This window comes from Mycolicibacterium madagascariense (assembly GCF_010729665.1).
In the GTDB taxonomy this organism is placed as follows: domain Bacteria; phylum Actinomycetota; class Actinomycetes; order Mycobacteriales; family Mycobacteriaceae; genus Mycobacterium; species Mycobacterium madagascariense.
Window position 1 is genome coordinate 152,895 of sequence record NZ_AP022611.1, and the last position, 22,758, is coordinate 175,652.

The following is a 22,758-nucleotide window of genomic DNA, read 5'->3' on the forward strand; positions in this document are numbered from 1 at the left end:
TTCGGAGGAACACATGATCGACGATCAAGAAAGCATCGACGCGATCCTCAGGAGGCTGCGCCGCGCCCAGGGACAGCTCAACGGCGTAATCAACATGATCGAACAAGGGCGTGACTGCAAGGACGTCGTCACCCAGTTGGCCGCCGTATCCCGCGCACTCGACCGAGCAGGGTTCAAGATCGTCGCCACCGGGTTACGCGAATGCATCGTCGCCGACCGCAACGGCAACACCGCACCCATGACAGAGGCCGAACTCGAGAAGCTGTTCCTTACGCTCGCGTAGTCGATCTCTTTTTCTAGTCGTGCATGCTGAGTGCACCCACTGCACGGGGATCATCCGCTAAACACGTCGACGAGAGTTCAAAGATTGACGAGCCCAACTAAACGTTGACAAGTTCAGTGAAGCTGGCCGTCGAACTTCCACTCCACAGCCCACCGATCGCCGCTGGGCGGCGGGCCGAGCGTGGCCAGCATCGGCGCCGGCGTCGCACGCCGGCGCACCACAGAACGCCCAGCGGCCACGCATCGACGGTACGCCCGCCGACCGCATCACCGAGACGGGCGAGAGTTCAAGACGTACGTCCTGCTCGGCCCGTCAGGCCGTCGCAACGGCCGTCCGCTGCCGGCGTTGACGAGTCTGGATCGCGCTGTCGTAGATGTCGAGGAACTGGCTCCAGTCGGGAATCTGAACGCGGCGACCCGCAGTGCCCCGAAGCAGCAATTGGGCCTCCTCATAGCTCTGTGGAAGCAGCTCCTGCCAGTCGATGATCGCGCCCAGATGTGATGACTGCGAACGGCTTCCACCGTTGGGCTCATAAGACTCTGTTCGCCGTGTCCCCAGGCCTTGCCAGTGCGACGCCTGTTCGAGCAAGTGGCGCTCATGCGCGCCGTACATCACGACGGTGCCGGGGAAGATGTCGCGCAGCGCGTCGGCGTACTTCGGTCCGTACACGACGTCGAAGTGGCTGGACGCCTGGACGGTGGCCATGATGTTGACGCCCAGACCCGCCGACTCGCCCACGTAATTGAGCAGCGCGGGCAGCGGGCAGGAGTTGCACACCTCATCGAGTTCGAGCAGCAACCGGTGTTCGAGCTGGTGTTGAGCGGTGCGCTTGCGGAAATGGCGAATGATGGAGTCGATCAACGCCACCGCCGCGCCGGCGACGGTGCCGGTGTTGGGTGCGATGACGAACAGGCTCGCGTCGGGGTCGTCGAGCATGGAGACATCGAAGGATTCGATGCTCAGTTCGTCGACCGCGCTGAGCCGGTCGAGATGTTCGGTGGCGCTGAGCCCGAGACGCACCCACGGGGTAACCGCCTTGGAGACGGTGATAGCCACGCTGTCGCGCATGCGGCTGTTCATCGTGAGCACGCGCTGCATGGGATCGGAGAGCATCGGATGCGGACACAGGGCGGCCGCGGTCATCCAGGACGGTGTGGCCTCCAGCGACATCTGACCGCCGCCGGGGCCGTCTTCCTCCTCCTCGACCCCGAGGTTCTCGACGGCTTCGAGGACCCATGGCATGCCCTGACTGTTGCCCTGGGGGCTCGCCGCGTACAGCAGGCACGCCAGCGGGCGGCTGGCCGTCGACTCCCACAGACCGCCAGCGGCCACCGTCTGGCCGCTGGACGCTCCACCGAAGCCGACACCGGAGGTCGCGAGCATGGTCTCGGCGACCGTGAGAGCTTCGTCGGCAGATCCGATCGACGCGGTGGGGTCACTGACCATGGACCGCACCCCTGCCGGCCAGACGAGCGTCTTCTCCGGGCGCAGGTCGATGACCCCGGTCGGGCCCGTGACGCCGCGGCGCATGAGCACCAGTTCGGCGAGGTCCTCCTTGCTGGACACGGCCACCAGAGGTCCGGGATGCAGCACCGCAGCCGGGGCCAGCAGGCGCCGTGTCTTACCGGTGCGCGTGGGTGCGCTGATGGCCAAATGTGGTGCGCCCTGGACCTTCTCGTACTGCTCGTTGTCGTTGACGACCAACCCGCAGTACGGGCTATAGGGCTCGGGCCGCTTGCTCATGGGCTACATCGTGGCGGGCGGCACGCTCAGCAGTCCACCACCAGAGCCGAATTGGCCAGCCGGGACGTTTCCTCAGATGAACGCCTTTTATAGCCGCCCGCGAGTAGCCGTGGTCACTGGGTGTTCAACTGGTGACCCTGCGCAGTTGAACACTCCGCCAAACGCGCTAGGAATGCGACGACCACCACGTGTACAGGCCTTCCAGCGTGGCGGCGGGCTGCGCGGCCCGAACGACGCTGAGCAGCAGCTTGTCGTCGTTGGTCCACACCACGACGGGTTGGCCGCCCTGCAGCCCGCAGAAGACGGTCCCCCGTACAACGTCCGGGCTGTCATTGCGACGCCACGGCCCCGGTGACTGAATGTTCGGCGGGCAGATCCGAGCGATGGAGCGATTCATGGCGTCGGTGAACGACGCGCGGAGTGCCGGCAGATCCCTGCTGAGCGTGTATGTCGACGACGTAGGGCCGCCGAGGTCGACGTTGGGGCCGCACGCGACTGCGGCCGCCGCACCTCCGTCGACCGGCGCGGGGTCGCAAGTCCCTGCGGGGTAACCCGAGGGCAGTAACCGGTCGAGCTGGAGAGCGGCGGGGCTCGTCACCGCCGTCGTGGATGTCGATGTCGATGTGTCGGTCGGCGAATCCGACCATCCAGCAATGAGTTTGAACCAGAGGGCACCGGCGGTTAGCGCTACGACGGCGAATACCGCCCAGAGGATGAGCACCGGCTTCGCCGGTGTGCGCCGCCGCAGCGTTGGCGTCACGCTGATCGGGTCATCGAAACTCTTGCGGAACCCTGGCGTGCGCGGCGGGGTTCCGGGCACCGGTGGGACTGTGGGCGCGCGGCGCGGCGTGAGCGTCGCCGCGGCTGAGGCCGCGGCGACGAATTCACGCGCCGAGCCGTATCGGTCGGCCGGGTTTTTGGCCAACGCTCGGGCCATCACCGCGTCCAGTTGCGGGCTGGCCGCAGGCAGGTGCTCGGAGGTCCGCGGCGGCGGCTGACGCAGATGGGCTAACGCGAGAGCGGTCGTCCCCTCGGCGTTGTAGAACGGCTGCTTACCGGTGAGCAATCGAAACAGCGTGCACGCCAGGGAGTAAATGTCGGCGCGGCCATCGACGGCGCCGCCGGTGATCACTTCCGGGGCGGCGTAGGCAAGGGTGACCGCCAGTGTCGCGTCGTCGGAGTCTTCTGCTGCGCCGGCTGCCCTGGCCACCCCGAAGTCGCTGAGCAGTACCTGCTCCTCATTGAAAGGTCCGGGCGCCAACAGGATGTTGGCGGGCTTGACGTCGTGGTGGACGACGTCGCGCTGGTGGGCGTAATCCAGGGCCTTGGCGACCTCACCGACGATGCGCAGCGCTCGTGGCATGGTCATGGTGCCCGCTTGCAGTGCGGCCTCGGCGTCGGTGCCCTCGACGTAGTGCATGGCGATCCAGAGCTGGCCGTTGTCGGCTTCGCCGCGGTTGTGGATGGAGACGATGTTCGGGTGGTTCAGCAGTGAGGCGATGTCGGCTTCGCGTACGAACCGCTCCCGAAATGCCGGGTCGCGGGACAGGTCGGGGTTGAGCACTTTGAGGGCGTCGCGGCGCGGCAGGGTGGGATTCTTGGCCACGTAGACGGTGCCGGTGGCACCGGTGGCCACCAGCCGCTCGATTCGATATCCCCCCACCAGGTTGCCCACCTCGAACACAGACACAGCATCGCCTACCGGCGGGGCGGCGGACCGCTCGGTGCGTCCGGGCGTGTCCGATGCTGTCTCGGTGTCCATGACTGTTACCGGCGGTCGCCGACATGCAGTAGCGCTCGCAGCCGCGCCCACGGGCCCGGCGTGGACGAGTCGCGTTCGAATCTCACGTGCGCGGACTGGATCAGCTCGCCGTCAACACCGGTGTCGATTGATTCCGTGACGTGGTGCCCTTGGGCGGTCAGCGAGCCGACCAGTTGCTCATGGAGTCGATCAGCCCCGAAGCTCCACCAGTCGTCGACTGCGGTCAACACTCGGGTGTGGGCATCTGAGGTGGGCCGGGCCGGTGGCGGGATCTCCGACTCCGGCGACCATCGGACGGTCTCGGCTAGCCAGGACTGCCATTGGTGGGTCAGATCGGCGATGCTCTGATCCAGGCGGGGTTGGCTGCCGACGTGGTAAAGCGCCTGGATGAAGGCGGCACCGGGCAGGCCGTCGATATCGGGGCCCGTGTCCGGGCAGATGTGGGCGAATGCGGCCACGGCGCGGGTGACCGCGAGTTGGGCGTCGAAGTCGGCGCTCAGGGACTGAGCAGGTGCCCCACCACGGCGCTCGGCGGCTTCGCCGACGTCTCGGTGCAGCTGGTCGCTGGTGACCGTCCACCATTGGTACGCGTCCTCGATAGCTTTGAGCGCGGCCACTTCCGCCTCGCGTGCCACGTCACCCCTGCCCGCCGGTTGGAATCCCGGCGGCGTTGAGGACCGTACCGACGGCATCGGCCATGTCGGAGGCGACCACGGTCCGCAGCACGTTGAGGTCAGCGGTGGCTAGGTCGATCGAGGCGTCGGCGACGACCCGCGCTTTCATCTTCTCGACGGCTTCGGACATGACGTTGCGCACGTAGCGGCCGTTACCGGCGATGTCGATGAGCAGCTCGGTGGGGTTCTTGGGGTTGTTGCTCAGCGTCGAGGTAAGCCAGGTGGTGTATCGGTTGAAGGTGTCGACCGCCTCGGGTGCAACGAGCACGCGGTAGTTGTCGGCGAACAGCGCGGCGATCTGGCTCAGCTCGTTGGCGCTGTAGGAGCTGAATTCGAGCTGGGTGGGGAACCGCGACCGCAGGCCGGGGTTGGCCGATAGGAGGCGGTTCATGTCGCTGGCGTAGCCGGCCAGGGCGACCATGGTGTCGTCGCGGTGATCTTCGGCGAACTTCATGATCACGTCGAGTGCGATGCGGCCGAAGTCGCGCTCGTTGTCTTCCTTGTACAGTTCGGGGGCCTCGTCGACGAACAGGATGCGACCTCGGGCACGGTCGAGGGTGGCGCCGGTCTTGGCCTCGGTCTCGCCGATCACTCCACCGACGAGATCCTTGCGTGAGACCTCGATGAACTCCGGCGAGGTGAGGATGCCGAGGCCGAAGTACATCTTGCCCATCACGCGTGCGATGGATGTCTTGGCCGTCCCCGGAGGGCCGACGAGGGTCAAGTGCAGGGCGTTGCGCTGCCCGACTCCCTCCCCGCGCGCGGCCATCGCCCGGTCGTAGTTCTGCACGTTCTTGAGCTTGTTGACGTGGGCCTTCACCCCGCCCAGCCCGATGAAGGATTGTAGGTCGCGCTCGGCCTCCTCGAGGACGGTGGCGGCGGCCTGGGCTTGTTCGGCTTGCCGCAGCTCCTCGGTGCTCGGACCGGACTGCGGGTCCCAGCGGCTGGTGCGCGCGGCAATGGCCTCGGCGGTAGTGGTCTTGGGTCCGAACGTGGTGTCGGCGAGAGCCGAGGACGCGTCGGGCAGCATGCGGCCGCCGACAGCGGCCATGCCGAACTCGGCACGCGCGTCGTTCTCGCGGCCGAGCCAACGCAGGGCGTATCCCCGGTACAGCGCCGCGATGGCAGCGGCGTGGGGGCTCACCTGATCTGAGGGCACACCCTTGAGCAGGACCAGCCCGGCATCGAACTCACCGAGACCCACATGGGCGATCCCGGCCATCAGGTCGGTCGCGGCATCCACGACCCGCAAGGTCCCGCTGACGGGACGAGCGGCCCAGTCCAGCACGTCGGTCCAGCGTTGAGTGACGTAATGCAGGGTGGCGCCCAGGCAACGCCAAATGGGCGACTGCATGGGCTCGCGCGCCGTGTCGAAGGATTCGAGCAGCTTCTCGGCGGCGTCGTAGTCCTGTTGGCTCAGCAGTGCCGCGATGTACGCCAACGTGATCGACGCCGGAGTGTAGGGGAACACCTCGATAAAGCCCGGCGAGGGCACCGAGGCCTCCAAGGCAGTGTCCTGCAGGCCCAGGCGACGCGTCTCGCGGTGCAGCGTCGCGCTGGTGTCGTGGGCGTGACGCAGCGTCTCGCTGGAGTGATCACCCGTGGCGATCAGTCCCAGCCACGCGTCGCACATGCCGGGGTCCATGCTGACCGCCCGGCGGAACCGCTCCCGCGCGGTGTTCGGGTCAGCCGGGTTGCCGAGCAGGCCCAAGGCGTCGAATCCGGCGTCGAGGTAGTCGCGCGCAGTGCTCATCGTCTATGACCCAATCTCTCGCGGTGGTCGTGGCGGTCGGGAGGCGCGAAGTGCCGCAGTGTCGCCCTGGCGCGGCCCGTCGTAGTCAATTGTCCCCGCTGAGGCGTCGCCGCCGCGCGCCGGTGCAGACCCCGCTTCGGACGGGCGGCCGGATGTCTGGTTCGCGCCGCGACTGGCCATCGTCGGGGCCTGCGCGGGCGCACGTACGGGTGAGGACGGGGTAGCTGCGGTGGCCGGGCCGGGCTGGCGGAGTGGGGCCGGTGAGGACGTGTCGGCCGACCCTGAGGAGGCGGGTCGGGACGGCGGCGCGCCGTTGGCGTTCTTGCCGGAGCGGAGCACGTGCCCGGTGCTGTTGGCGACGCCAGCCGCTTTCGCCGCAGCCTCGACGGGTACGGCCACCTCGGGGGCAGCCACCTTCACCGCGCCCATGACCGCGGTGGTGGTGGCGGACTTGGCTGCGGATTTCGCCGATGTCGTGGCGGCGCCGGTGTCCGCTCCGCTACCGGTGACCGCGGTGTGCGCCGTGCTCGTCGAGCGCGGCTTGAACCACTCCACCCCCGGTGTGGGCCGGGCCTCTGAACCGCTGTCGGAGTCCTGGTCGCCGGATGCAGCGTCGCGGCGGGCTCTGCGGCGTGCGCTGACCCCCCGCGCGACCGAGCTCGCCGTCTCTTCGCGCACGGCACCGGTGCCCGCGTGCCAGGCACTGCTGATCTGGCGTCCGATGGTGCCGGTGCTGTCGGCGTGGAAGGAGCGGTCGACGAACCGGAAGCCCAGCCACAGTGCAGCCGCGGCGACGGCCATGATGAGCACCCGCGGGATGGCCGTGGTGGTGGCGGCGCCGAAGGCGTCGGTGGTCAGCACCCACGTGATGCCGATCGCCGAGACGGCCAGGTAGACCTCGAACACCATCAGTTGGACGACGTGCATGAAAAGCTCTGTGCCGCAGTGTTTGGCGAAGGCAAGGGCTCGTCCGAAGCCCAGCATTCCGATCAGGAAGGACGGGCCCACCAGGATTCCGAAGTACAGCGACTTGATCCCCACCATCATCGCCGACAGGCCGACGTAGAAGTAGAAGAACGCCACCACGATCGCCACCAGGACCAGCAGCAGGCCGATCGTCGCGTCGGACCCCCCGAGGCGCTGCGCGTAGGCCAGGGCCTGCGGCGCACCGCAGCTGGCCATGGCGTGTGCCGGGCCGGGGCCGTCCACGCCGCCCGCGCCGATGATGGCCGTGTTCCACGCTTGTCGGCATCCGCCGACGTCATCGACCACCATGCCGAAGTTGAGGACCTGCAACGGGTGACGTACCCCGGCGGTCACGACGTTGGCCATCAGGGCGTCGAGCTTGGCGTCCAGCGAACCGCCGGAGGCGAAGGGCGCTCCGGTCGCGGCCTGGGCAATCTCCAGTCCGGTACCGCGGCCCAGCGCCAGCAGGCCGTGGTCACTGTAGAGGTCGCTGATGGGATCGGAGAACACCGTGGCCAGCAGGACCGTCAGGACGCCGGCGGTTCCGAGCATCGCCCACCCTCGGCCGGGCTGTCCACGCAGTATGTGATAGCCCGCGACGGTGACGCAGATCGTAATGGCGATGGGTCCCAACATCATTGAGTTGACCAGGGAGTTCACGGCGTTGTAGAGCGGCGCGGCGAAGGTGGCCACGGCGGCTAGCCAGCCGGTGGACAACGCGAAGCGCAGAAACCACAGCGCCGCGGCCATGATGAAGATGAAGGTGCCTGCAATCATGCCCAGCCACCACGCGGCCGTCGCATTGTCCACGGCGCGTTCCATGGCGGCGGCCATCCAGGGCATCCACGTACTCGGATCGAGCATCGAGATGTCCTGCCCGTTGTTGGTCGCGGCTTCCCGGACCGACACCATCGACAGGAAGTAGAAGGCGACCGGGACACCATCTGTGTCGCGCAGCCCGGTCCAGCCCAGCGCCGCCGACCCGCCGGCGGCCACGGCATTCGGCGCGCACAGCAAGGCCACGAAGGACAGCGTGTAGGTCAGCGTCATCGTCACCACGGCGCGGCGTGCCCGTGGGTGGTCGGCCAACCACAGCGTCACAGCGCCGGAGGTCATGCGAGCACCTCCTCGCGCGGGGTGGAAGTTTCCTCGGGCGGGGTGCTGTCGACGTCGTTGGCGAGCTGCGCGGTCGGAGCGCCTAGGAAGCGGCAGCGCGCCCGCCGACCGCGCTCATCGACGATGAACCCCTCCCCCATCCGCGACGGGTGAACCTTGCCGAAGGCGTCGTCGTCGCTGTCCTCGTCATCGGCCGACTCGGCCGGACTGGTGTCCTCGTAGTAGGACTGCACGACCTCGGGATACAGCGCGGGATCGACACCGGCCCACTCCAACGTCCTGGTCGCCAGCTCCTCGTTGCGGATCGCGAACAGCCATTTCTGGGTGATGAACTTGTCGCCCATCCGCTCGAAATCGCGGTAGTCCTGGGAAATCAGCCAAATGCCGGTGGCGTGTTTGCGGCCCTGACGTGTGATGCGGTGCGCCGTGCGCGCACCAGCGGGGTAGGCCATCAGTTCGGCGGCCTCTTCGAAGATCATCGTCGAGAACTGCTCGCGCCGCAGGAACTGATGGCGCTGCACCGTGTCGATGATCAGCCCGTAAATCGCCATGCCCGCCCGCGCGCTCTTGGGCAGCTTGTCGTAGAGGTGCGGGTTGAGAATGTCGTCGGCGTCGGGCAGGCCCAGCCGGTTGGTCAGCCAGATCGTGGCCAGGGACTGCGACGTCGAGTACGCCGGCAGCGTCTCGTCGAAGATGGCCCGCGCTGCCCGCTGGGTGGCCCAGGCTTCCAGCCGGGCGAGCAGCATGTCGTTGCCGGCGCCGGGCTGGTCGCGCAGATACCCAATCAGTGAACGCATCGAGTTGATTCCGTTGGTGTGACGCATGTCTGGGCTCACCAGGAGGGTGAACCGGTTCTCCAAGTCACTGTCGGCGGGAACCCCGATCATCGGCAGGATGTGGTCGGCGGCCACGTCTCCGGCCTCCTCGAACGGGAACATGCGCAGCGGATCAAGGCTGAACCGGGAATCTCCCAAGTCGACGGTGGTGGTGTCGGTGACGTTGCGGAAGGCTTGGCCCCACTCGCCGTGCGTGCCGGGGTCGAACACGTCGACCTTGCCGCCGCGCAGCACCACCTCGATCCCAGAGAGTTTGGCGCGGTTGGACTTTCCTGCCCCTGGGTCACCGATGACGATCAGCCCGGTGTTCTTCTGCCGGCGGGCGCATCCCTCAGGGTCGTGCAGGATCAAGCTGCGGCGCAACGTGTTCTGGTTCTCAGCCAGCGGTGTCCCGCGGGAGTCACCCACGCGCGTGGAGATCAGTGGTGTGAATCGGCCCCACAGGTGCGCCGACGTTGGGTCGCGGAACTCGTCGAGGTGGGCGTGCTTTTCGCTGCCCGGATTAAACCCCGCCCACAGCTTCGATTGAGCGCCACGCCACCGACTGACGGCGATCTCAGCCTGGTCGAGTTCGTGGCGGACCTGCTTCACCGCGTCCTCGCACACCTCCAAGTTGGGTGCGCCCACGGCGATCAGCGTGGCGACGTCCAGCTCGCGCTCGCTGGGGTTGGCCTTGATCTGCGCGTTGTACTCGCGGGTGTTGGCCAGCTTGATGTCGAGTTCGTCGTCCTCTTCGATCATGCGGCCGCGCTGGCGCATCTGATCTTTGATGTTCTTGGCCGCGCGCGCGTTGAGCGCCTCGGCGCGGTCGGGGCTGCGCACCGTGACGTGTTGCATCCAGTCGATGGTCGCGTCGGTTTCGACGTTGTCGAGCGCATACAGGTAGGCCGCTTTGGTGAACCGCAGGCCGGTGTCGGGAAAATGCGTGACCGGTAGCAGTGCCTGGTAACTCCATGGACCATCGGGGCGATCGGCGTCATATAGGCGCACGACGGGGCGCATCGTCGGCCACCAGGACGACCGCACCGCATTGGCGCCCTCGTCGACTCCGGGGCGCACGAAAGCCGCGCCGGTCAGCCGGTCCGGGCCGGCTGCGGCCGGCGGCATCGGTTCGTGCAGTGCACCGCGAAAGACTTGGTGGCGGTGCTGCCACAGGATCTGCAGTGGACTGGCCGCGCGGACGCTGAACTGTGCGGGCACGGAGGCGACGACCTCAGCGGCCAGGCGCGCGTAGGCCGCTACCGAGGTGTCGGAGTCGACGTCGCGGCCCACCACCCAGTCCTTGGCTTTGGTGGCCGCGCCAGCCGCGTTGCGACCGCCCCGGCCGCTGTCGACGGGGAAGGTCAGCCAGCCGCGCCGACGTTGTTCGAGGAAGACCGGCGCGCCAGCGGGTGCGGCGGCCGGGTTAAAGGTGGGCTCCCACAGTCGGCAGTGCTCCACCCATTCCGATCGGTGGCCGTGGTTGCCAACCATGTTGCGCAGCAGGCGGTTCGGATCGGTGGTGTCCAGTAGCCCGGACAGTGACCATCCCGAGGGCAACGCGCGGGCCAGGTTGCGGTAGTAGCGGCTCCCCCGCTCATGGGTGCGCAGCGGCCGCAGCACCAGGGGCAGCCCGTCGATGAGGTAGTCGGCGTACACCCCGCCGCGGGTGAAACGCAGATTGCCGATCACCGCCACGGGCGGGTCGTAGAGATGATCGACGCGCGGCTGAGCATTGCGAGTCATCAACGCTCCTTGGTGCGCGGGCGTGCCGCGCACGCATGTTTGGGCAGGATCGTGGTCAGGGCGAAAGAAACGCGGGCGGACAGAGACGGCCGCCGCTTAGGCAGCACCATGCGCAGGATCACCGTCACAAGGACCGCCGCGACGACGGCGCCGCCAAGCACTCCGAACCCGGTGCCTTCGTGCGTGCGGAACCACCACAGGGCGGGAAGCACGATCATGCCGATGGCGATCAGCTCGGGAGCGCGGTAGGGGCCGCCGGGCAGCCGGTTACCCGTCGAGGACTCTCCGGCGTAGATCGGAACGTCGCGGATTCCGGTGAAGACCTTCGCCGGCTCTCCGGTGTGGACCTCGTTTTGCACGGTCATCTCTCTTCGTGGTTGCTGATGAGGATGGGCTGGTTGTTCGTGTCGTCGATCAGTTGGGTGGTGCCGTTGACCAGCGCGGCGACGGCGAGGGCGCAAAGCAGGGATGCGCCCAGTTCAGACAGGCGAGACGTCAATGGCCGTAGACCGACACGATGCCGCGCTGTTGCAGCTCCTGGTTGCCCGACTGCTGGAATCCCGCGACGTTGGCGATGATCAGCGACAGAATGATGCCGCCCACGACGGCCGCGATGGCCGATCCGATGCCCTGCTTGAACCCGTTGCGTAAGCCGACCGCGATACCCAGCGCCATCGCCGCGAGGCCGCCTACGACGACCACGATGGAGAAGATTTCCTGGGACATTCCCACGATCCCCTGCGCCGCCAAAATCGTTGTGCCCGACTCGTTGATCATCGTGTTTCCTTTCGTGTGATGCTGGATGGACTGAACCGAAGGCGGGTCGCCAGCGGCGGGTGCTGGGGGGTCATCGCGTTGCGCCGGCGACGGGGGTCGGCGGGGCGTCGGGGTCGATCGCGGGCACCACGTCGATTGCGGCGACCGACCACGCGCCCCCGGTGGCGCGCAAGGTGAGCGGGTACTGCAGCGGCGTCGTGGTGTAGTCGGCGGCCCGGGCGCTCACCGTGACCCAGACGCGCAGCTCGGCGCCTTCGGGTGGGGCGTCGGGAACCTGACGCTGAGCGCGGATGGAGGTCACGGTGGCTGTCGCGTAGGCGCGCAGCGGCCCGAGGCCCGAGTCGACGGTGACGAACCGCTCAATGCCGTTGGCGTCAGTCAGGTAGCACGTCACAAACCCGCTGATCACCCCGGCCAGCACGGCGTCGTTGGTGATGGTGACCGGGTAGTCCAGGGACACGTCGACCCCTGGGGGTGGCGGGTCGCGGCGTGCGGGCTTGGCCATCGCGCGGGGTGAGCTGCCGTTGTACACACTGACCGGCAGCTGGTAGTAGCTGCGCATCGGCGGGGCGTTGGTGTAGGACTGCTCGGTGACGGCCACGATGACGCCGTAGGTGGTGACGTTGGGTGCCGTCTCGCCGACGAACGTCGCCGAGGCGGCCTGCGCCGAGACGATCAGCGGGGAGGTCGTGGGCAGCGACATGTCGCTGGTGTCGGGGAAGCAGCGCGCCACCTCGGCGGCCCGGCTGCTGCTGGCCGTCAAAAGCACTGTCACGCAGTCAATGGCGTAGCTCTCGACTAGAGCGGTCTCGTTGCCGACCGAGCGCGCCGTCACCGCCACCGGTGTTTCGTCAGACGGGAAGACCCAGCGCCACAGCGTGGACGCCCCGCTGATCACCGAGCAGACCACCAGGATGATCACGATGACCTTGGCGCCGCCCTGGCCGGTCGTGGTCAGGCGTCGCCGCCACGTGTTCGTCAATTGCATGTCAAACCGCCTTGTGTCCAATGATTTTGATGCTCGACACCGCGAACGTTCCGTCCGCCGGATCGCGAGAGGCGTCTCCGCCTGGTAGGACGGGCGCGGGAGCGGCCCCACCTTGAGTGCCGCCGAGGATGTCGCCGAGGATCGACGGTCCGGCGCTGGGCGGCGGTGTGGGGGTGTTGCCAGACGGTGCAATAGCGGGCGGGCGGCTGGTCTCCTGGATGATCACGGTGATCTTCGAGGCCAGCACGCCGGGTCGAACCGATTCCACGGCTTCGCCGCGGACATTGCCGGTGTTCTGATTCTTCACCGTTCGGTCGGTGTCGTTGAACTGCCACTGCACCCGCGTGACCACGCGATGCTGCAGCCACGGATCGGGCTGGTCAGGTCCGACGTCGGTCTTGTTCACCGCGCCCGGCACGATCGACACCGCAGTGATGACGAACGTGCGCCCCAAATCGATCTCCAGGACCTGCCCGTCGACCGATCTCACACACACCCACGGGGTGGTCGAGCTGGGGTCGGCTACTGACTGTGCCGATGTGGACCCCGGTGGACAATCTGAGGACGCTGTAAAAGGTAGCGGCCCATCGGTGTTCGGCGGTGTGCTCGGCGGTGCCACGTCGACCGTTCGGGGTGCCACCGGCGCGGCAGTGGGTCGCGGCGGCTGGTCGCTGGGCGAGTTGGCCATGGTGACGACCAGCGTGATGACAGTGCCGATAGCGGCCACAGCGCCGAACGCGGCCAACACCCACGGAGTGAACCGGCGCGGCGGCCCGTCCTCCGAACGGGCGTCGGCGGGGCCGTCGTCCAGTTCCACTGCCGGCCCGCCGATGTCGAGCGGCGAACCGAGCAAAACATCGCGTCCCGAAGCGTCGTAGTCGTCGTCGAATTCGCCGTACCCAGAGGCCGATTCCTCCTCGCCGTCGTCGCCGAACTCCTCCGAGGGCGTCGCCTCCGGCAGGATCTCGTTTGATTCAAGGTCGGGATTCTTGATCGCCGTCGCAGCTCGCGGCGTCCGCACCGTGGTCGAGGTGGGGAGGTCGCCATCGCGGTCGTCGCCGCGGTCGTCGCCTTCGTGGACGCTGATCGCCCCGATGTTCTTGAGCCACTCGTCGTTGTCGATGTGGCCCGTCATGACAGCCTCGCATCGACCACGCCACGCCAACGCGCCATGCGTCGGCTGCCTTCGATCAGATCGACGCCCATCACGGCGGCGAGGGCACATACCGTCGATGGACGCCACGACTGCGGTCGCCGGACAAGGTTTCGCACTGTCGGCCCCCAGATGACGGTGAACGACCACCGGGCCGCGACGCCGCGCCGCAACCGTTCCCTCAGGTTCCACGGCGCGTTCGTGAGAACGTCACGCGCTGCGCACCACTCCTGAAGCTGTTGAACGACACGGTCGTTCGCATAGGTGCTCGGGCAAGAGTCGAGGAAGGTGAGCGCGTCGATGTCCCTCAGCCACTCCTCGGTGTCGGTATGGCTGTGCTGCGCAGCGGTCCGTCCCGGCGCGGGCCTCGACTGCCCCGTCGCGGTGGAGATGGAGGCGTACAGATCCCGCGACGCCGTTGAAAAGTCTCGCCTCGCCCGATGCCAAGTCGTCAGCGCATGCGTCATGGCCGCCGACCCCGATCGCTGCCGGTGGGACGGCTGCCCGCGCGCGAACGCCGGCCTGGCGGCACCGCGGCGCGCGGTGTGAACTTTGGGGCGGTGTCCAGACCCTCGGTCTCGGACGGGCCCCATCGCAGGTACAGGTCCTCCACGGGGCCAGCAGTCGCCGGCAAGGCCGCAGCGCGGGGAGCCGGAATGGGCGCCTGGGTCGCGGGCGCGACGTGCGTGGGCGTCCACGGTGCAGCCGGAAGGACTTGGACGTTCTGACGCGGCCGGCGGTTGCGCAATAGGTGCACGACCAGGATCGCGACCGCGGCCGCCACCAGAACCGGAGTGAGCTGCACGAGTATCTGGACGAGCACGGCGATGACGACGGTGAACCCGACCACCACCCCTGCCGCCACCATCAGCATGGTCTTCACGTCTAGCCTCCTCGGACCGGTCAATGACCAACTATGTCACCGCACCGTATCCACTAGGAGGTAAATGTGTCCACACTCATGGACGACTAAGGGCGAAATATGGTTCTGTTAGCTCATGGAGGTACCAGAGCAGGGCATAGAACGGTTGCACCACTTCGTGACCGAGCGCCGACGCGCATTGGGAATCAGCCGCACGCAGATGTTCGCCCGCGGCGGGCCGTCGCCATCGACGATGAACAAGGCGCTCACCGGGGACCGCGGGCTATCGCGATCGACCCTAGAGCGCATCGATCGGGCACTGGGATGGGCGCCGGGCTCAGCGGAGTCCGTCATGGACGGCGGTACCCCCACCTCGCGCATCCCGGCATCCAGCGAGGCTGCCTGCCCGGCGCACGAACACGTCGTCACCGTGTTGGAAAGCACCCGAACACAGCTGCACACCGCCCTGGAGCTGGTGGAAGGTCTGCTCGGGTCTGGCCATGCCCGCTGAGATCTACGACGAGGAGCGCCGCGCCTGGATCGCCGCGCGTGCCGGCATTTGGATGTTCCAGAAGCGTCGCGCGGAACTGCTAGGCAAACGCATTCGGGCCCGTAGCCGCGCGAAGGTGGGTGCCCGCCCCGACCCGCACGACGACCAGGTGACACCGCCGCTGATCTTCCGTACGTCCTCCACCACCACCGGCGCCGTCGAAACCGGAGTCGCGGCAGCCCTTGCTGCAGCCGCCCCCATCGGGTGGCCGGCCGGCCGGATGCTCTATACCGCGATCACCGGGTTGATCCCCGAGCGTCTGCAGGCCTACCCGATCGCGGCGCTGCTCGGCGCTGCGATCCTCTGCGGGGCTCCCCTACCGCTGCTCTATGACCCCAACCCGTCGTTGATGAGCACACTGATCATCCCGTGGCTGCTGGCCCAGATCCCGGCCACCTTCGCCTCGGCCGCCGCCTACGGTGTTCTCGAAGGGTGGCTGGCCATCGACGGTTCCAGCGACTGGTGGCCGTTGGCACCCGCGCAGCGCGATGTCGACGACACCCTCATCCTTGGCCCGGCTCCCGTCTCCATGCCGACCCTGCTCGATCCCGACCCAGCCGCCGTTAAGCCGGTGTCAGACGCTTTGCGTGTCCCGCGCCGACGACCAGCACCCGTGAACTGGACCCGGCTGGCCATGCCCGCCGCCGTCGCTGCACTGGGCAGCCTCTGGTACCTAGCCGCGGTTGCGACGACCCTCGCCCACTTGCCGGCCACCGCGCTCGCCGGCACGTAGCGGCGCCGTTAGCCCAGGACCGCAGCCCGCCATCTCGGGTGCGGGACAGGCGGGGCAGGCTGGAGGGCATGACGAATCCTGGCGGCCCGCCGACCGATGCGCGCGGCGCCCTGCTGATCACGACCGATTCCTCAGGGCAGGCGGTGAGTTTCGAGCAGATAGGTGTGTTATCGAGTGACGAATACACGCGATTCAAGGACGCCTACAAGCAAATTGCCGGTCTTGTGTTTGGCTCTATTTACTCCTATTTCAGTTCGTCGAAGAGCTTGCTGCGGTCAGCCGTGATGGCAGCAAACCAGGCTTCGGACGTTGGCCTGGTCCAGTTCAACTCGGCTCCCGACTCGTTCGCAACGTGGCTGACCAGCTTGCGCGCAACCGCGCTGTCGCTGTGCTCGTCGGTGGTCTATCACCAGGACCAGATGCTGCGGCGTATCGAGAAGGCCTACGGGGCGAAAAGCCCTGAATACAGCCAAGCCAAGAGCGATTTTCACGGTCTCTACGACGGATTCGCCGGTTATCGGTTCCTGTACGACCTGCGCAACGTCATGGTGCATGAGTCGATGGAAGCTGTCACGGCGGCGGTCAATCAGCTTCTGGTCGGCGGCAAGGTCCAATCGACCTGGATCGTGACCGTGGACCGGTCCTTTGTTGCTCAGTCCGACATGAAGAAACCGGCGAAGACCGACATCGTGGCTCTGAGTCAAAACCCCAGCCTGCTCGACCTGGCCGAGGAGATTACCGAGCCGCTGGCCACGGTGAACAAAGCCATCGAGACCAAGTTGCTGGACAGCATGTCGCCGGCATGTCAAGCCGTGGCGGAGTTCGACGACATGTTCGCAGGTAAGCCCGGCCTGCGTGCCATCGCCAATGCGCCGGGCGCTGTGCCCGGACCCCACATCCCGGCGTACACGCCTTGGTCTCAGCAGGTGATCGAGCTGGCCCGGCGTCGGCTCCAGCCCCCCGGTGGCGCCTGAGGCGGCGACGCCGGCCCTGGCTTAGTCCTCAGTTGAGGAAGACCTGTTCACTGCGGAAGCTCACCGCATCGACGCGTGCGGTGAACCGTTCGGTCTCGATGCGAATCCGCCCGTTGCGCTGGGTGATTCGCACATCGGGCTCGACTGACCGGGCTCCGGCCCCGACGCTGATGCTCACCGGCGCGCCGGGATACGGGTTGCTGGTCCCGTTGTGCACCACCACTGTGGGCGGCCGCGGTGGTTGCGCCCGTAGGTCGGCGGTGTTCCAGATCCGCGAGGAGGGCGCGCCCATGGCCCAGCGGCGGCGCGGGTCGTACACCGCGACCATTTCACCGCTGGCCGATGCGCGGCGAATGATCTGCCGCACCGCCAAGTCGTCGTCGGCGTCGATGACGATGCGCGTGGGCCCGGCAGGATCGCGCAGCGGCATGAGCAGCAGCGCGTCGTCGACCTTGCCGAGCATGACCCCCGACGAGCCGATGGCCACTGCGGCGTCGAGATCGTCGGTCAGCAGGCGTGCCGGCATACCGGTGATCCGCTCCGCACCCGGTAGCAGCGCCGACAACGCCCACCACTGGCGGCCGGTGTAGCGGTTGAGGATGACTGCCGGCGGGGTGAGCAGCGGTTGGGCGGTGGTGAAGCGGACCGTCGCCGACACTGTGATCCCCTCGCTCGAGCGACGCAGGTGTATTGCGAGCAGCGTGTGATCGGAGGTGATCGCCCACATGTCGTCGATACGTTCGGCGTTGAGGTCCTCGGCGCTGAGGTAATAGCTGGTGACGTGTGTTCCGCGGTGGGTGAGGTCCTTCCATCCTTCGCTGAAGGTGCTCTCGATGTCCTCTTGGCTGCCGCCGTGCATGTCCAGCACGGACTGACGCATGTCCTCGGCCGTCATCGGTTCTGCGCGGCAACCACTTTGGCGCAGCGCGCGCGTGATGCGACGCGTGACCGCGGCGACCGCGGCCGCGGCATCGGTGCGCCACATCAGACCCGCCGCGGTGTCCGCTGCACGGGTGTCCATGCGGATGACGAGAAGGGTAGTGCGCTGCCCGGCTGCAGGCCGGTCAGCGAGCAGCTGGGCGTAAAACTGGCCGTAGCTGTCGCTGGCGGTGCGGCGGCCCTGGGCGATGACATCGACGTCTACCCCGAGACCGACGCGCTGCATTTGTTTGGCGATCACGGTCAGCGGCAGCGTGTTCGGGGTTTCGGCACCTTGTGGGCGCAGCAGGGTCGGGATGTAGGGCCGGCCCCACACGTTGACCATGGTGACCAGGGTGTGCCCGTCAATGTGCAGTCCCAACGGGTGGCCGTCGCTGTCGACGTCGACGAACTCGCCGGTTTCGACGCGGTGGTCCTTGTGGCGCAGCCGACCGATGGACCGCGTGAGCCACTGCCAGGCAGTCAGGCGTGCGGCCTTGACCATGAACAGCAGCGCCCCCAGGACCGCGCCGCCAGCCGCTCCTGCCCACCACGGCGCGCCGAAGGCGACGGCGATGCCCGTGCCCACCACGGCGAGGATCTCGGTCGGCAGTGCGGCGCGCAGATCCGCGCGTGCACTCCAGGTGCGTTCCTTCATCGTTGGTTCTTCCTTCGCCAGATAGTCGTTCCCCACAGCACCGCACCGATCAACACCACACCGGCCCCGATCTGGGCGGCCAGCATGCGCGCCGGGCGCGGATCTGGTGCGGGCGGGGGCGGCGGAACGTGCAACGGCACATCGGTCGCCGTAGGCGCCTTGGCCGGCGCCGGGGGCACATCCCAGGTCAGCGCCGCGAGCGGGTCGACCACGCCGTAGCCGATCACGTTGTCGCGCCCGCCGGCCGGCGCGTGCGCGGTAGCCGTGAGCCGGTGAATGACTTCGGCTGCGGAGAGCTGCGGGAACTTCGCCCGCACCAGCGCTGCCACGCCGGAGACGTAGGCCGCCGAGAACGACGAGCCGATGATGGGCTTGAACTTGTCCTCGTCGATCGAGGCGTTGATGACGCTGCCCGAGGTCGACAGTCCAACGATGTCAGCCCCCGGCGCGGCAAGGTCGACCCACGGCCCGTGCAGCGACGCGGCTTGCCCCATGAGTGGTGCACCGAAGTTGTCGGTGGCCGACACCGCCACCACGTAATCGTCGAACCAGGCCGGTGAGGCGATGGTCGTCACCTCGTCCCACCCGGACGCCCCGGTCGGCGGCTGCGGGTTCTGAGTGCACCCCTGGGTGCCCGCGTTGCCCGCTGCGGCGACGATCACCGCGTCGCGGTCGACTGCCGCGTAGCGAAGGGCTGCACCCAGCACCGTCTGATCGGTAGGCTTGGTGACCGGGATGCAAGACACCAGGGAGATGTTGATGACGCGCGCGCCGAGGTTGGCGGCGTGCACGATGGCGCGTGCCAGCGAGTTGATGTCGCCGGTCCTGCGCGTCTGCTCCGCGTCCTGATCCAGGCGCGGGTCCTTCAAACCGAAGTTCTGCGAGCTTTGGCGTATCGCGAGAATCACTGCGTCCGGGGCGATCCCGATCAGACCGTCTGGCCCGCCGGTCGGCGGTGGCAGCTGCGGCATGGGCAGCCGGGGCGCTTGGGCGACCGGACCGCTGGGACCCCAGGCCGGGGGCGGCCCTGGCGGCAGGTCTCCCGGCGGCGGGGGCGGCTCGGCCGGCGGGGGCGGCGGAGGCGGCGGCGCGGCGGTGGTCTTGGTGACGGTGATCGTCGGCGGTGGTGGTGGCGGCGGGATCGGTTCGGGCGCGGGAGCTGCGGGGGGCGGCGGCGCGACTTGGGCACCTTCCGGGCGCACCGGCAGCGGGGCTCCGGAGGGTGAGGCCCCGATCAGCGACGCGACCAGGGTGCCGTGGGCGTCGCAATCGGCCAGGCCGTCGCCGTACTGGCCCATCACGTAGTCGCCGCCGGCCACCAGATGCGGCAGGCGCGGGGAGGGCGCAACTCCGGTGTCGATGACCGCGACGACCACTCCGGCCCCGGTCGACTCCTGCCACGCCGCGGGCATGTCGAGCAGCGGCAGCGCCGGGGGCATCTCGCGAAGATCGCTGCCCGGCATCACGCCGGTGAGGGTGCAGGCGCGAGTCTGCTTCATCGGCCAGTCCGGGCCCGGTGCGGGATCAGCCGGCGGCGGGCCGGGCGGCACCACTGGCGGGGTGACCGCCCAGCTCGCTCCTACGCTCGTGGCCGCCAGCAGCGCGATCGTTCCCGCCAATGCGGCCCCGGCGCGCGCGCGGACGCGAAAAGGCCTGCGGCTCATATCCCGTGCCTGACCGCATTGCGGATCACCGGGTACAGGTTGAGTAGCCACAGCGCCCAGGGCAACAGGGCCAGCAGAAGTACGTACTCAATCATCTCGACAAATCGCCGTATGGGCGCGGTGTATTCGCGGAACGGCATCACCAGCGCCGTCAGCAGACCCGTCACGGCCAGTCCGAGGGTGACCGCGACGCAGATCATCGCCACCTTCAAACTGGTGGCGTCGTTGGCGGCGTAGCGGCCGATGGTGACCGCTGCGGCTCCCACCCCCGCGGTCAGCAGCGTGACGGACTGGTAGCGGTCCACGAAAGAGCGTGAACGAAGGACCAGGATGACCGACACCGCACCGACGAATGCGGTGTAACGCCACCCACCGGGCTGACCGGGAACCACGGCGTAGCGCGCGGCGACGACCGTCACCACGGCCAGGCCGATCATCAGCCCGGTCATAGTGTTGTTGCCGCGCATCACCCAGTTGCGGACCTGCTCGGCGGTGGCCACCCCGGTTGGTCCGACTGGTGACACGGTGTCGGCGGGCTGGCCGGGTAACCGCTCGAACACCCCACGGTTGGTCACCGAGGGAAACAGCGGTGTGGGCACACCGGCGGCGGCCACGGCGGTGCTGGTGGCCCAGGTGACCGCGACGATTACTCCGATAAGGGCAATCACTGCAACACGTTCAGGGCGGACCTCCCATGTGGAGGCAGCGACGACCGAGGCGGCGAAGGCGAACATGCTCACCGTCAGGATGGCGGCGATGGCCACGATGTGACGGCCCCAGATCGAGGCGAGAATGATGACGCCCACGATTACCGCGACTAGCGGCGCCGCCACGTGCCAGAGCCCCGGTGTGCCGGGCAGCGACATGGCTGCCGCCGCGGCCGCGGGAAGTAGGGCGACCCAGGACAGAGCGTGCCCGGCGGCGCGGCGCTCGCGCCCGGCCGCGGTCGAGGCGTCCGCTCTCGACAGCCCCCGTGATGCGGCCACCAGCGCCACCAGCATCCCCCAGGCCGACGCCGCGCCGACCCAACCGTAGGGCGCGTCGGTGCCGCCGCTGCTCCACCACCAGTTGACCAAGATGAGACAGGCCCACCCCACGACCCCGGCGGTGAGCCAGCTGGCCACCTTTCGACCCACGTCGGGTGTCATGGTGGCCAGCAGCTGGTTGGCCGCGCGGGCGATGGCCGTCGACACCATCTCCGTAACCGGCTCGTAGGTTTCGGCCGAGGCCGCCGGCAGGAGCCACAGCTGCTCCCCGTCGAGGACCCCGCACTCATCGAGGGTCTTCTGCGGGTCTAACGGCTGGGCGTCCGCGCGGCACAGCCGGTAGCTTTGCTCGGCGTCGAGCAGCGGGCGCCCCCGCTCCCCCAGCACCTCGTTGACCCGAGCCACTAGATCCTCGGTCACCGCGATCAGCGCGACCGCCGCGGGCAGCGAGTAGTCGATCTCGAAGTCCTCACCCACCAGTAGCGCCACACGGCACAGCGCGGGAGCCGCGGACTCCGCGGGGCTCACTGCGCGCCCTCACTGCTGTTGAAGCCCGAGGCCAGACGGGCAGTAATCTCCAGATAACGCCGCCGGGTCTCCGGGCGAAGCTCGTTGATGTCGATCACTCCCGCCGACGCGATGTGCGGGTCGAACGGAACCACGAACACCCGCTGCGGGCTGACCCACCGAGAGAACTTCTCGACAAGCGAGTCGACCAGCTTGCGGTGAGCCTTGCCGGACTCACCGCGCACGTCGTTGATGACGACCACGGTGCGCTGCAGCAGCCGGTGATAACCGGCCTCGTAGGCCCAATCCATCAGCTCGGCAGCACCTTTGGCACCATCGGGTGCCGTCGAGGCCACCATGATCAACGCATCCGCGCGGCCCATCAGGCCAGGGATCACCGGATGGTCGACGTCGGTGCCCGAGTCGCTGATCAGCACGCTGTAAAAGCGTTGCAGCACCGCGTGGGTATCGGTGTAGACCTGAGCGGACAGAGGCTGGCGGTCGGGCTGGTACCGGTTGCCCAGCACGTCCAGGCCCGCCGCCTCGTTCATGCCGACGTGAGAGCGAATGTCGCTGTACCCGTGCAGGTTCCGGTCCGCAAGCACATCGGTGTACGAGTGCGTTGCCTGCGGGTCGATCCGGTCGGCGAGGTTGGAGGCGCGATCGGGATTGGCGTCGATCGCGATCACCTTGTCCTTGCGCAGCGCGGCGAACGTCGACCCGATCGCGGCGGTTGTCGTGGTCTTACCCACGCCACCCTTTCCGCCTAGTACCACAATCGAATAGGTGCCTCGCAGGTGGCCGGCCACGGTCGCGTTGAGGTTGCGCAGCAGTTGCTCATCCGGCGACTCGCCGGTGTTGATGAGCTTGAACGTCCCGTAGTACAGCCACTTTCGCCAACCCCGTGACGAAGGAATCTTGCGTGGGGCGTTGAGTTCGGACGCCGAGATCTGCTCACTGCGCAGTTCCGAGCCACCAGTGCCCTGAGACCAATTCCACTCCGGCGGCCGAGGCCCGACCGGCTGGTCGGATTCGACGGGCCGCATGTCGGGGCCACGCGGGGGTGCCGGAGGCTGGCTCGCGCGTTGCCATCCGCCGGGCTGCGGCGCCCCGCCATGCTGCGGCGCTCC

The 22,758-nt window shown here is 67.9% G+C and carries 20 protein-coding genes; 4 read left to right on the top strand and 16 right to left on the bottom strand.

From position 1 onward, the window contains the following. Nucleotides 1-13 precede the first annotated feature (13 nt). On the top strand, nt 14-283 hold the full coding sequence (locus G6N60_RS27780; protein ID WP_163742410.1) for a metal-sensitive transcriptional regulator: 270 nt from the start codon (nt 14-16) through the stop codon (nt 281-283). A gap of 312 nt (nt 284-595) precedes the next feature. Here the strand turns inward: G6N60_RS27780 and G6N60_RS27785 are convergent, their stop codons facing one another. The 12 genes from G6N60_RS27785 to G6N60_RS27840 form a co-directional block, all read right to left on the bottom strand. Then, nucleotides 596-2,026, bottom strand: a complete 1,431-nt coding sequence (locus G6N60_RS27785) for a type IV secretory system conjugative DNA transfer family protein (protein WP_163744851.1) — start codon at nt 2,024-2,026, stop codon at nt 596-598. Nucleotides 2,027-2,192: 166 nt separating this feature from the next. Then, nucleotides 2,193-3,839 (bottom strand): serine/threonine-protein kinase, encoded by a 1,647-nt coding sequence (locus G6N60_RS27790; RefSeq protein WP_246241404.1) that lies wholly within the window; start codon nt 3,837-3,839, stop codon nt 2,193-2,195. Beyond that, the gene (locus tag G6N60_RS27795; RefSeq protein ID WP_163744856.1) at nt 3,794-4,423 is read right to left on the bottom strand and encodes a hypothetical protein; all 630 of its coding nucleotides are present in this window, start codon (nt 4,421-4,423) and stop codon (nt 3,794-3,796) included. The genes G6N60_RS27790 and G6N60_RS27795 overlap by 46 nt, the downstream gene beginning before the upstream one ends. 1 nt (nt 4,424) lies before the next feature. Then, nucleotides 4,425-6,215 carry an AAA family ATPase gene (locus G6N60_RS27800; protein ID WP_163744858.1) on the bottom strand — a complete coding sequence of 597 codons (1,791 nt, stop codon included), beginning with the start codon at nt 6,213-6,215 and terminating at the stop codon, nt 4,425-4,427. Nucleotides 6,216-6,218: 3 nt separating this feature from the next. Continuing rightward, nucleotides 6,219-8,297 (bottom strand): hypothetical protein, encoded by a 2,079-nt coding sequence (locus tag G6N60_RS27805; protein ID WP_163744860.1) that lies wholly within the window; start codon nt 8,295-8,297, stop codon nt 6,219-6,221. Continuing rightward, nucleotides 8,294-10,858 (bottom strand): ATP-binding protein, encoded by a 2,565-nt coding sequence (locus G6N60_RS27810; RefSeq protein WP_163744863.1) that lies wholly within the window; start codon nt 10,856-10,858, stop codon nt 8,294-8,296. Before G6N60_RS27810 ends, G6N60_RS27805 begins: the two co-directional genes overlap by 4 nt. Further along, a complete protein-coding gene (locus tag G6N60_RS27815) occupies nt 10,858-11,223 on the bottom strand; it encodes a hypothetical protein (protein WP_246241406.1) in 366 nt (121 codons plus the stop codon). The genes G6N60_RS27810 and G6N60_RS27815 overlap by 1 nt, the downstream gene beginning before the upstream one ends. Then, nucleotides 11,220-11,357, bottom strand: a complete 138-nt coding sequence (locus G6N60_RS27820) for a hypothetical protein (protein ID WP_163744864.1) — start codon at nt 11,355-11,357, stop codon at nt 11,220-11,222. Before G6N60_RS27820 ends, G6N60_RS27815 begins: the two co-directional genes overlap by 4 nt. Then, nucleotides 11,354-11,635 (bottom strand): hypothetical protein, encoded by a 282-nt coding sequence (locus tag G6N60_RS27825; protein WP_163744866.1) that lies wholly within the window; start codon nt 11,633-11,635, stop codon nt 11,354-11,356. Before G6N60_RS27825 ends, G6N60_RS27820 begins: the two co-directional genes overlap by 4 nt. Nucleotides 11,636-11,705: 70 nt before the next feature. Next, the gene (locus G6N60_RS27830) at nt 11,706-12,623 is read right to left on the bottom strand and encodes a conjugal transfer protein (RefSeq protein ID WP_163744868.1); all 918 of its coding nucleotides are present in this window, start codon (nt 12,621-12,623) and stop codon (nt 11,706-11,708) included. A 1-nt stretch (nt 12,624) separates the two neighbouring features. Beyond that, on the bottom strand, nt 12,625-13,866 hold the full coding sequence (locus G6N60_RS27835) for a hypothetical protein (RefSeq protein WP_246241408.1): 1,242 nt from the start codon (nt 13,864-13,866) through the stop codon (nt 12,625-12,627). 373 nt (nt 13,867-14,239) lie between these two features. Further along, on the bottom strand, nt 14,240-14,650 hold the full coding sequence (locus G6N60_RS27840) for a hypothetical protein (protein ID WP_246241445.1): 411 nt from the start codon (nt 14,648-14,650) through the stop codon (nt 14,240-14,242). 124 nt (nt 14,651-14,774) lie between these two features. Here G6N60_RS27840 and G6N60_RS27845 point away from each other — a divergent pair, with 124 nt between their 5' ends. From G6N60_RS27845 to G6N60_RS27855, 3 genes are all read left to right on the top strand, one after another. Next, complete coding sequence (locus G6N60_RS27845; protein WP_163744871.1) at nt 14,775-15,149, top strand: helix-turn-helix domain-containing protein; 375 nt, start codon at nt 14,775-14,777, stop codon at nt 15,147-15,149. Next, nucleotides 15,139-15,921, top strand: a complete 783-nt coding sequence (locus G6N60_RS27850) for a hypothetical protein (RefSeq protein ID WP_163744873.1) — start codon at nt 15,139-15,141, stop codon at nt 15,919-15,921. The genes G6N60_RS27845 and G6N60_RS27850 overlap by 11 nt, the downstream gene beginning before the upstream one ends. Before the next feature lie 68 nt (nt 15,922-15,989). Continuing rightward, nucleotides 15,990-16,895: a hypothetical protein gene (locus G6N60_RS27855; RefSeq protein WP_163744876.1), complete on the top strand. Its 906-nt coding sequence runs from the start codon at nt 15,990-15,992 to the stop codon at nt 16,893-16,895. A gap of 28 nt (nt 16,896-16,923) precedes the next feature. Here G6N60_RS27855 and eccE read toward each other — a convergent pair whose 3' ends face one another. The 4 genes from eccE to G6N60_RS27875 are packed head-to-tail and all read right to left on the bottom strand — an operon-like array spanning nt 16,924 to nt 22,674. Next, complete coding sequence (gene eccE, locus G6N60_RS27860; protein ID WP_163744878.1) at nt 16,924-18,471, bottom strand: type VII secretion protein EccE; 1,548 nt, start codon at nt 18,469-18,471, stop codon at nt 16,924-16,926. Beyond that, nucleotides 18,468-20,135 carry a type VII secretion-associated serine protease mycosin gene (gene mycP / locus G6N60_RS27865; protein ID WP_163744880.1) on the bottom strand — a complete coding sequence of 556 codons (1,668 nt, stop codon included), beginning with the start codon at nt 20,133-20,135 and terminating at the stop codon, nt 18,468-18,470. The genes eccE and mycP overlap by 4 nt, the downstream gene beginning before the upstream one ends. Beyond that, complete coding sequence (gene eccD, locus G6N60_RS27870; RefSeq protein ID WP_163744883.1) at nt 20,132-21,649, bottom strand: type VII secretion integral membrane protein EccD; 1,518 nt, start codon at nt 21,647-21,649, stop codon at nt 20,132-20,134. Before eccD ends, mycP begins: the two co-directional genes overlap by 4 nt. Further along, a complete protein-coding gene (locus G6N60_RS27875) occupies nt 21,646-22,674 on the bottom strand; it encodes a MinD/ParA family ATP-binding protein (protein WP_163744885.1) in 1,029 nt (342 codons plus the stop codon). The genes eccD and G6N60_RS27875 overlap by 4 nt, the downstream gene beginning before the upstream one ends. Nucleotides 22,675-22,758: the final 84 nt, after the last annotated feature.

Bases quoted from the DNA above. Each gene is read 5' to 3' on its own strand.
- G6N60_RS27780 (WP_163742410.1), top strand. From the start codon at position 14: ATGATCGACGATCAAGAAAGCATCGACGCGATCCTCAGGAGGCTGCGC.
- G6N60_RS27785 (WP_163744851.1), bottom strand. From the start codon at position 2,026: ATGAGCAAGCGGCCCGAGCCCTATAGCCCGTACTGCGGGTTGGTCGTC.
- G6N60_RS27800 (WP_163744858.1), bottom strand. From the start codon at position 6,215: ATGAGCACTGCGCGCGACTACCTCGACGCCGGATTCGACGCCTTGGGC.
- G6N60_RS27805 (WP_163744860.1), bottom strand. From the start codon at position 8,297: ATGACCTCCGGCGCTGTGACGCTGTGGTTGGCCGACCACCCACGGGCA.
- G6N60_RS27810 (WP_163744863.1), bottom strand. From the start codon at position 10,858: ATGACTCGCAATGCTCAGCCGCGCGTCGATCATCTCTACGACCCGCCC.
- G6N60_RS27815 (WP_246241406.1), bottom strand. From the start codon at position 11,223: ATGACCGTGCAAAACGAGGTCCACACCGGAGAGCCGGCGAAGGTCTTC.
- G6N60_RS27825 (WP_163744866.1), bottom strand. From the start codon at position 11,635: ATGATCAACGAGTCGGGCACAACGATTTTGGCGGCGCAGGGGATCGTG.
- G6N60_RS27830 (WP_163744868.1), bottom strand. From the start codon at position 12,623: ATGCAATTGACGAACACGTGGCGGCGACGCCTGACCACGACCGGCCAG.
- G6N60_RS27840 (WP_246241445.1), bottom strand. From the start codon at position 14,650: ATGCTGATGGTGGCGGCAGGGGTGGTGGTCGGGTTCACCGTCGTCATC.
- G6N60_RS27845 (WP_163744871.1), top strand. From the start codon at position 14,775: ATGGAGGTACCAGAGCAGGGCATAGAACGGTTGCACCACTTCGTGACC.
- G6N60_RS27850 (WP_163744873.1), top strand. From the start codon at position 15,139: ATGCCCGCTGAGATCTACGACGAGGAGCGCCGCGCCTGGATCGCCGCG.
- G6N60_RS27855 (WP_163744876.1), top strand. From the start codon at position 15,990: ATGACGAATCCTGGCGGCCCGCCGACCGATGCGCGCGGCGCCCTGCTG.
- eccE (WP_163744878.1), bottom strand. From the start codon at position 18,471: ATGAAGGAACGCACCTGGAGTGCACGCGCGGATCTGCGCGCCGCACTG.
- mycP (WP_163744880.1), bottom strand. From the start codon at position 20,135: ATGAGCCGCAGGCCTTTTCGCGTCCGCGCGCGCGCCGGGGCCGCATTG.
- G6N60_RS27875 (WP_163744885.1), bottom strand. From the start codon at position 22,674: ATGCGGCCCGTCGAATCCGACCAGCCGGTCGGGCCTCGGCCGCCGGAG.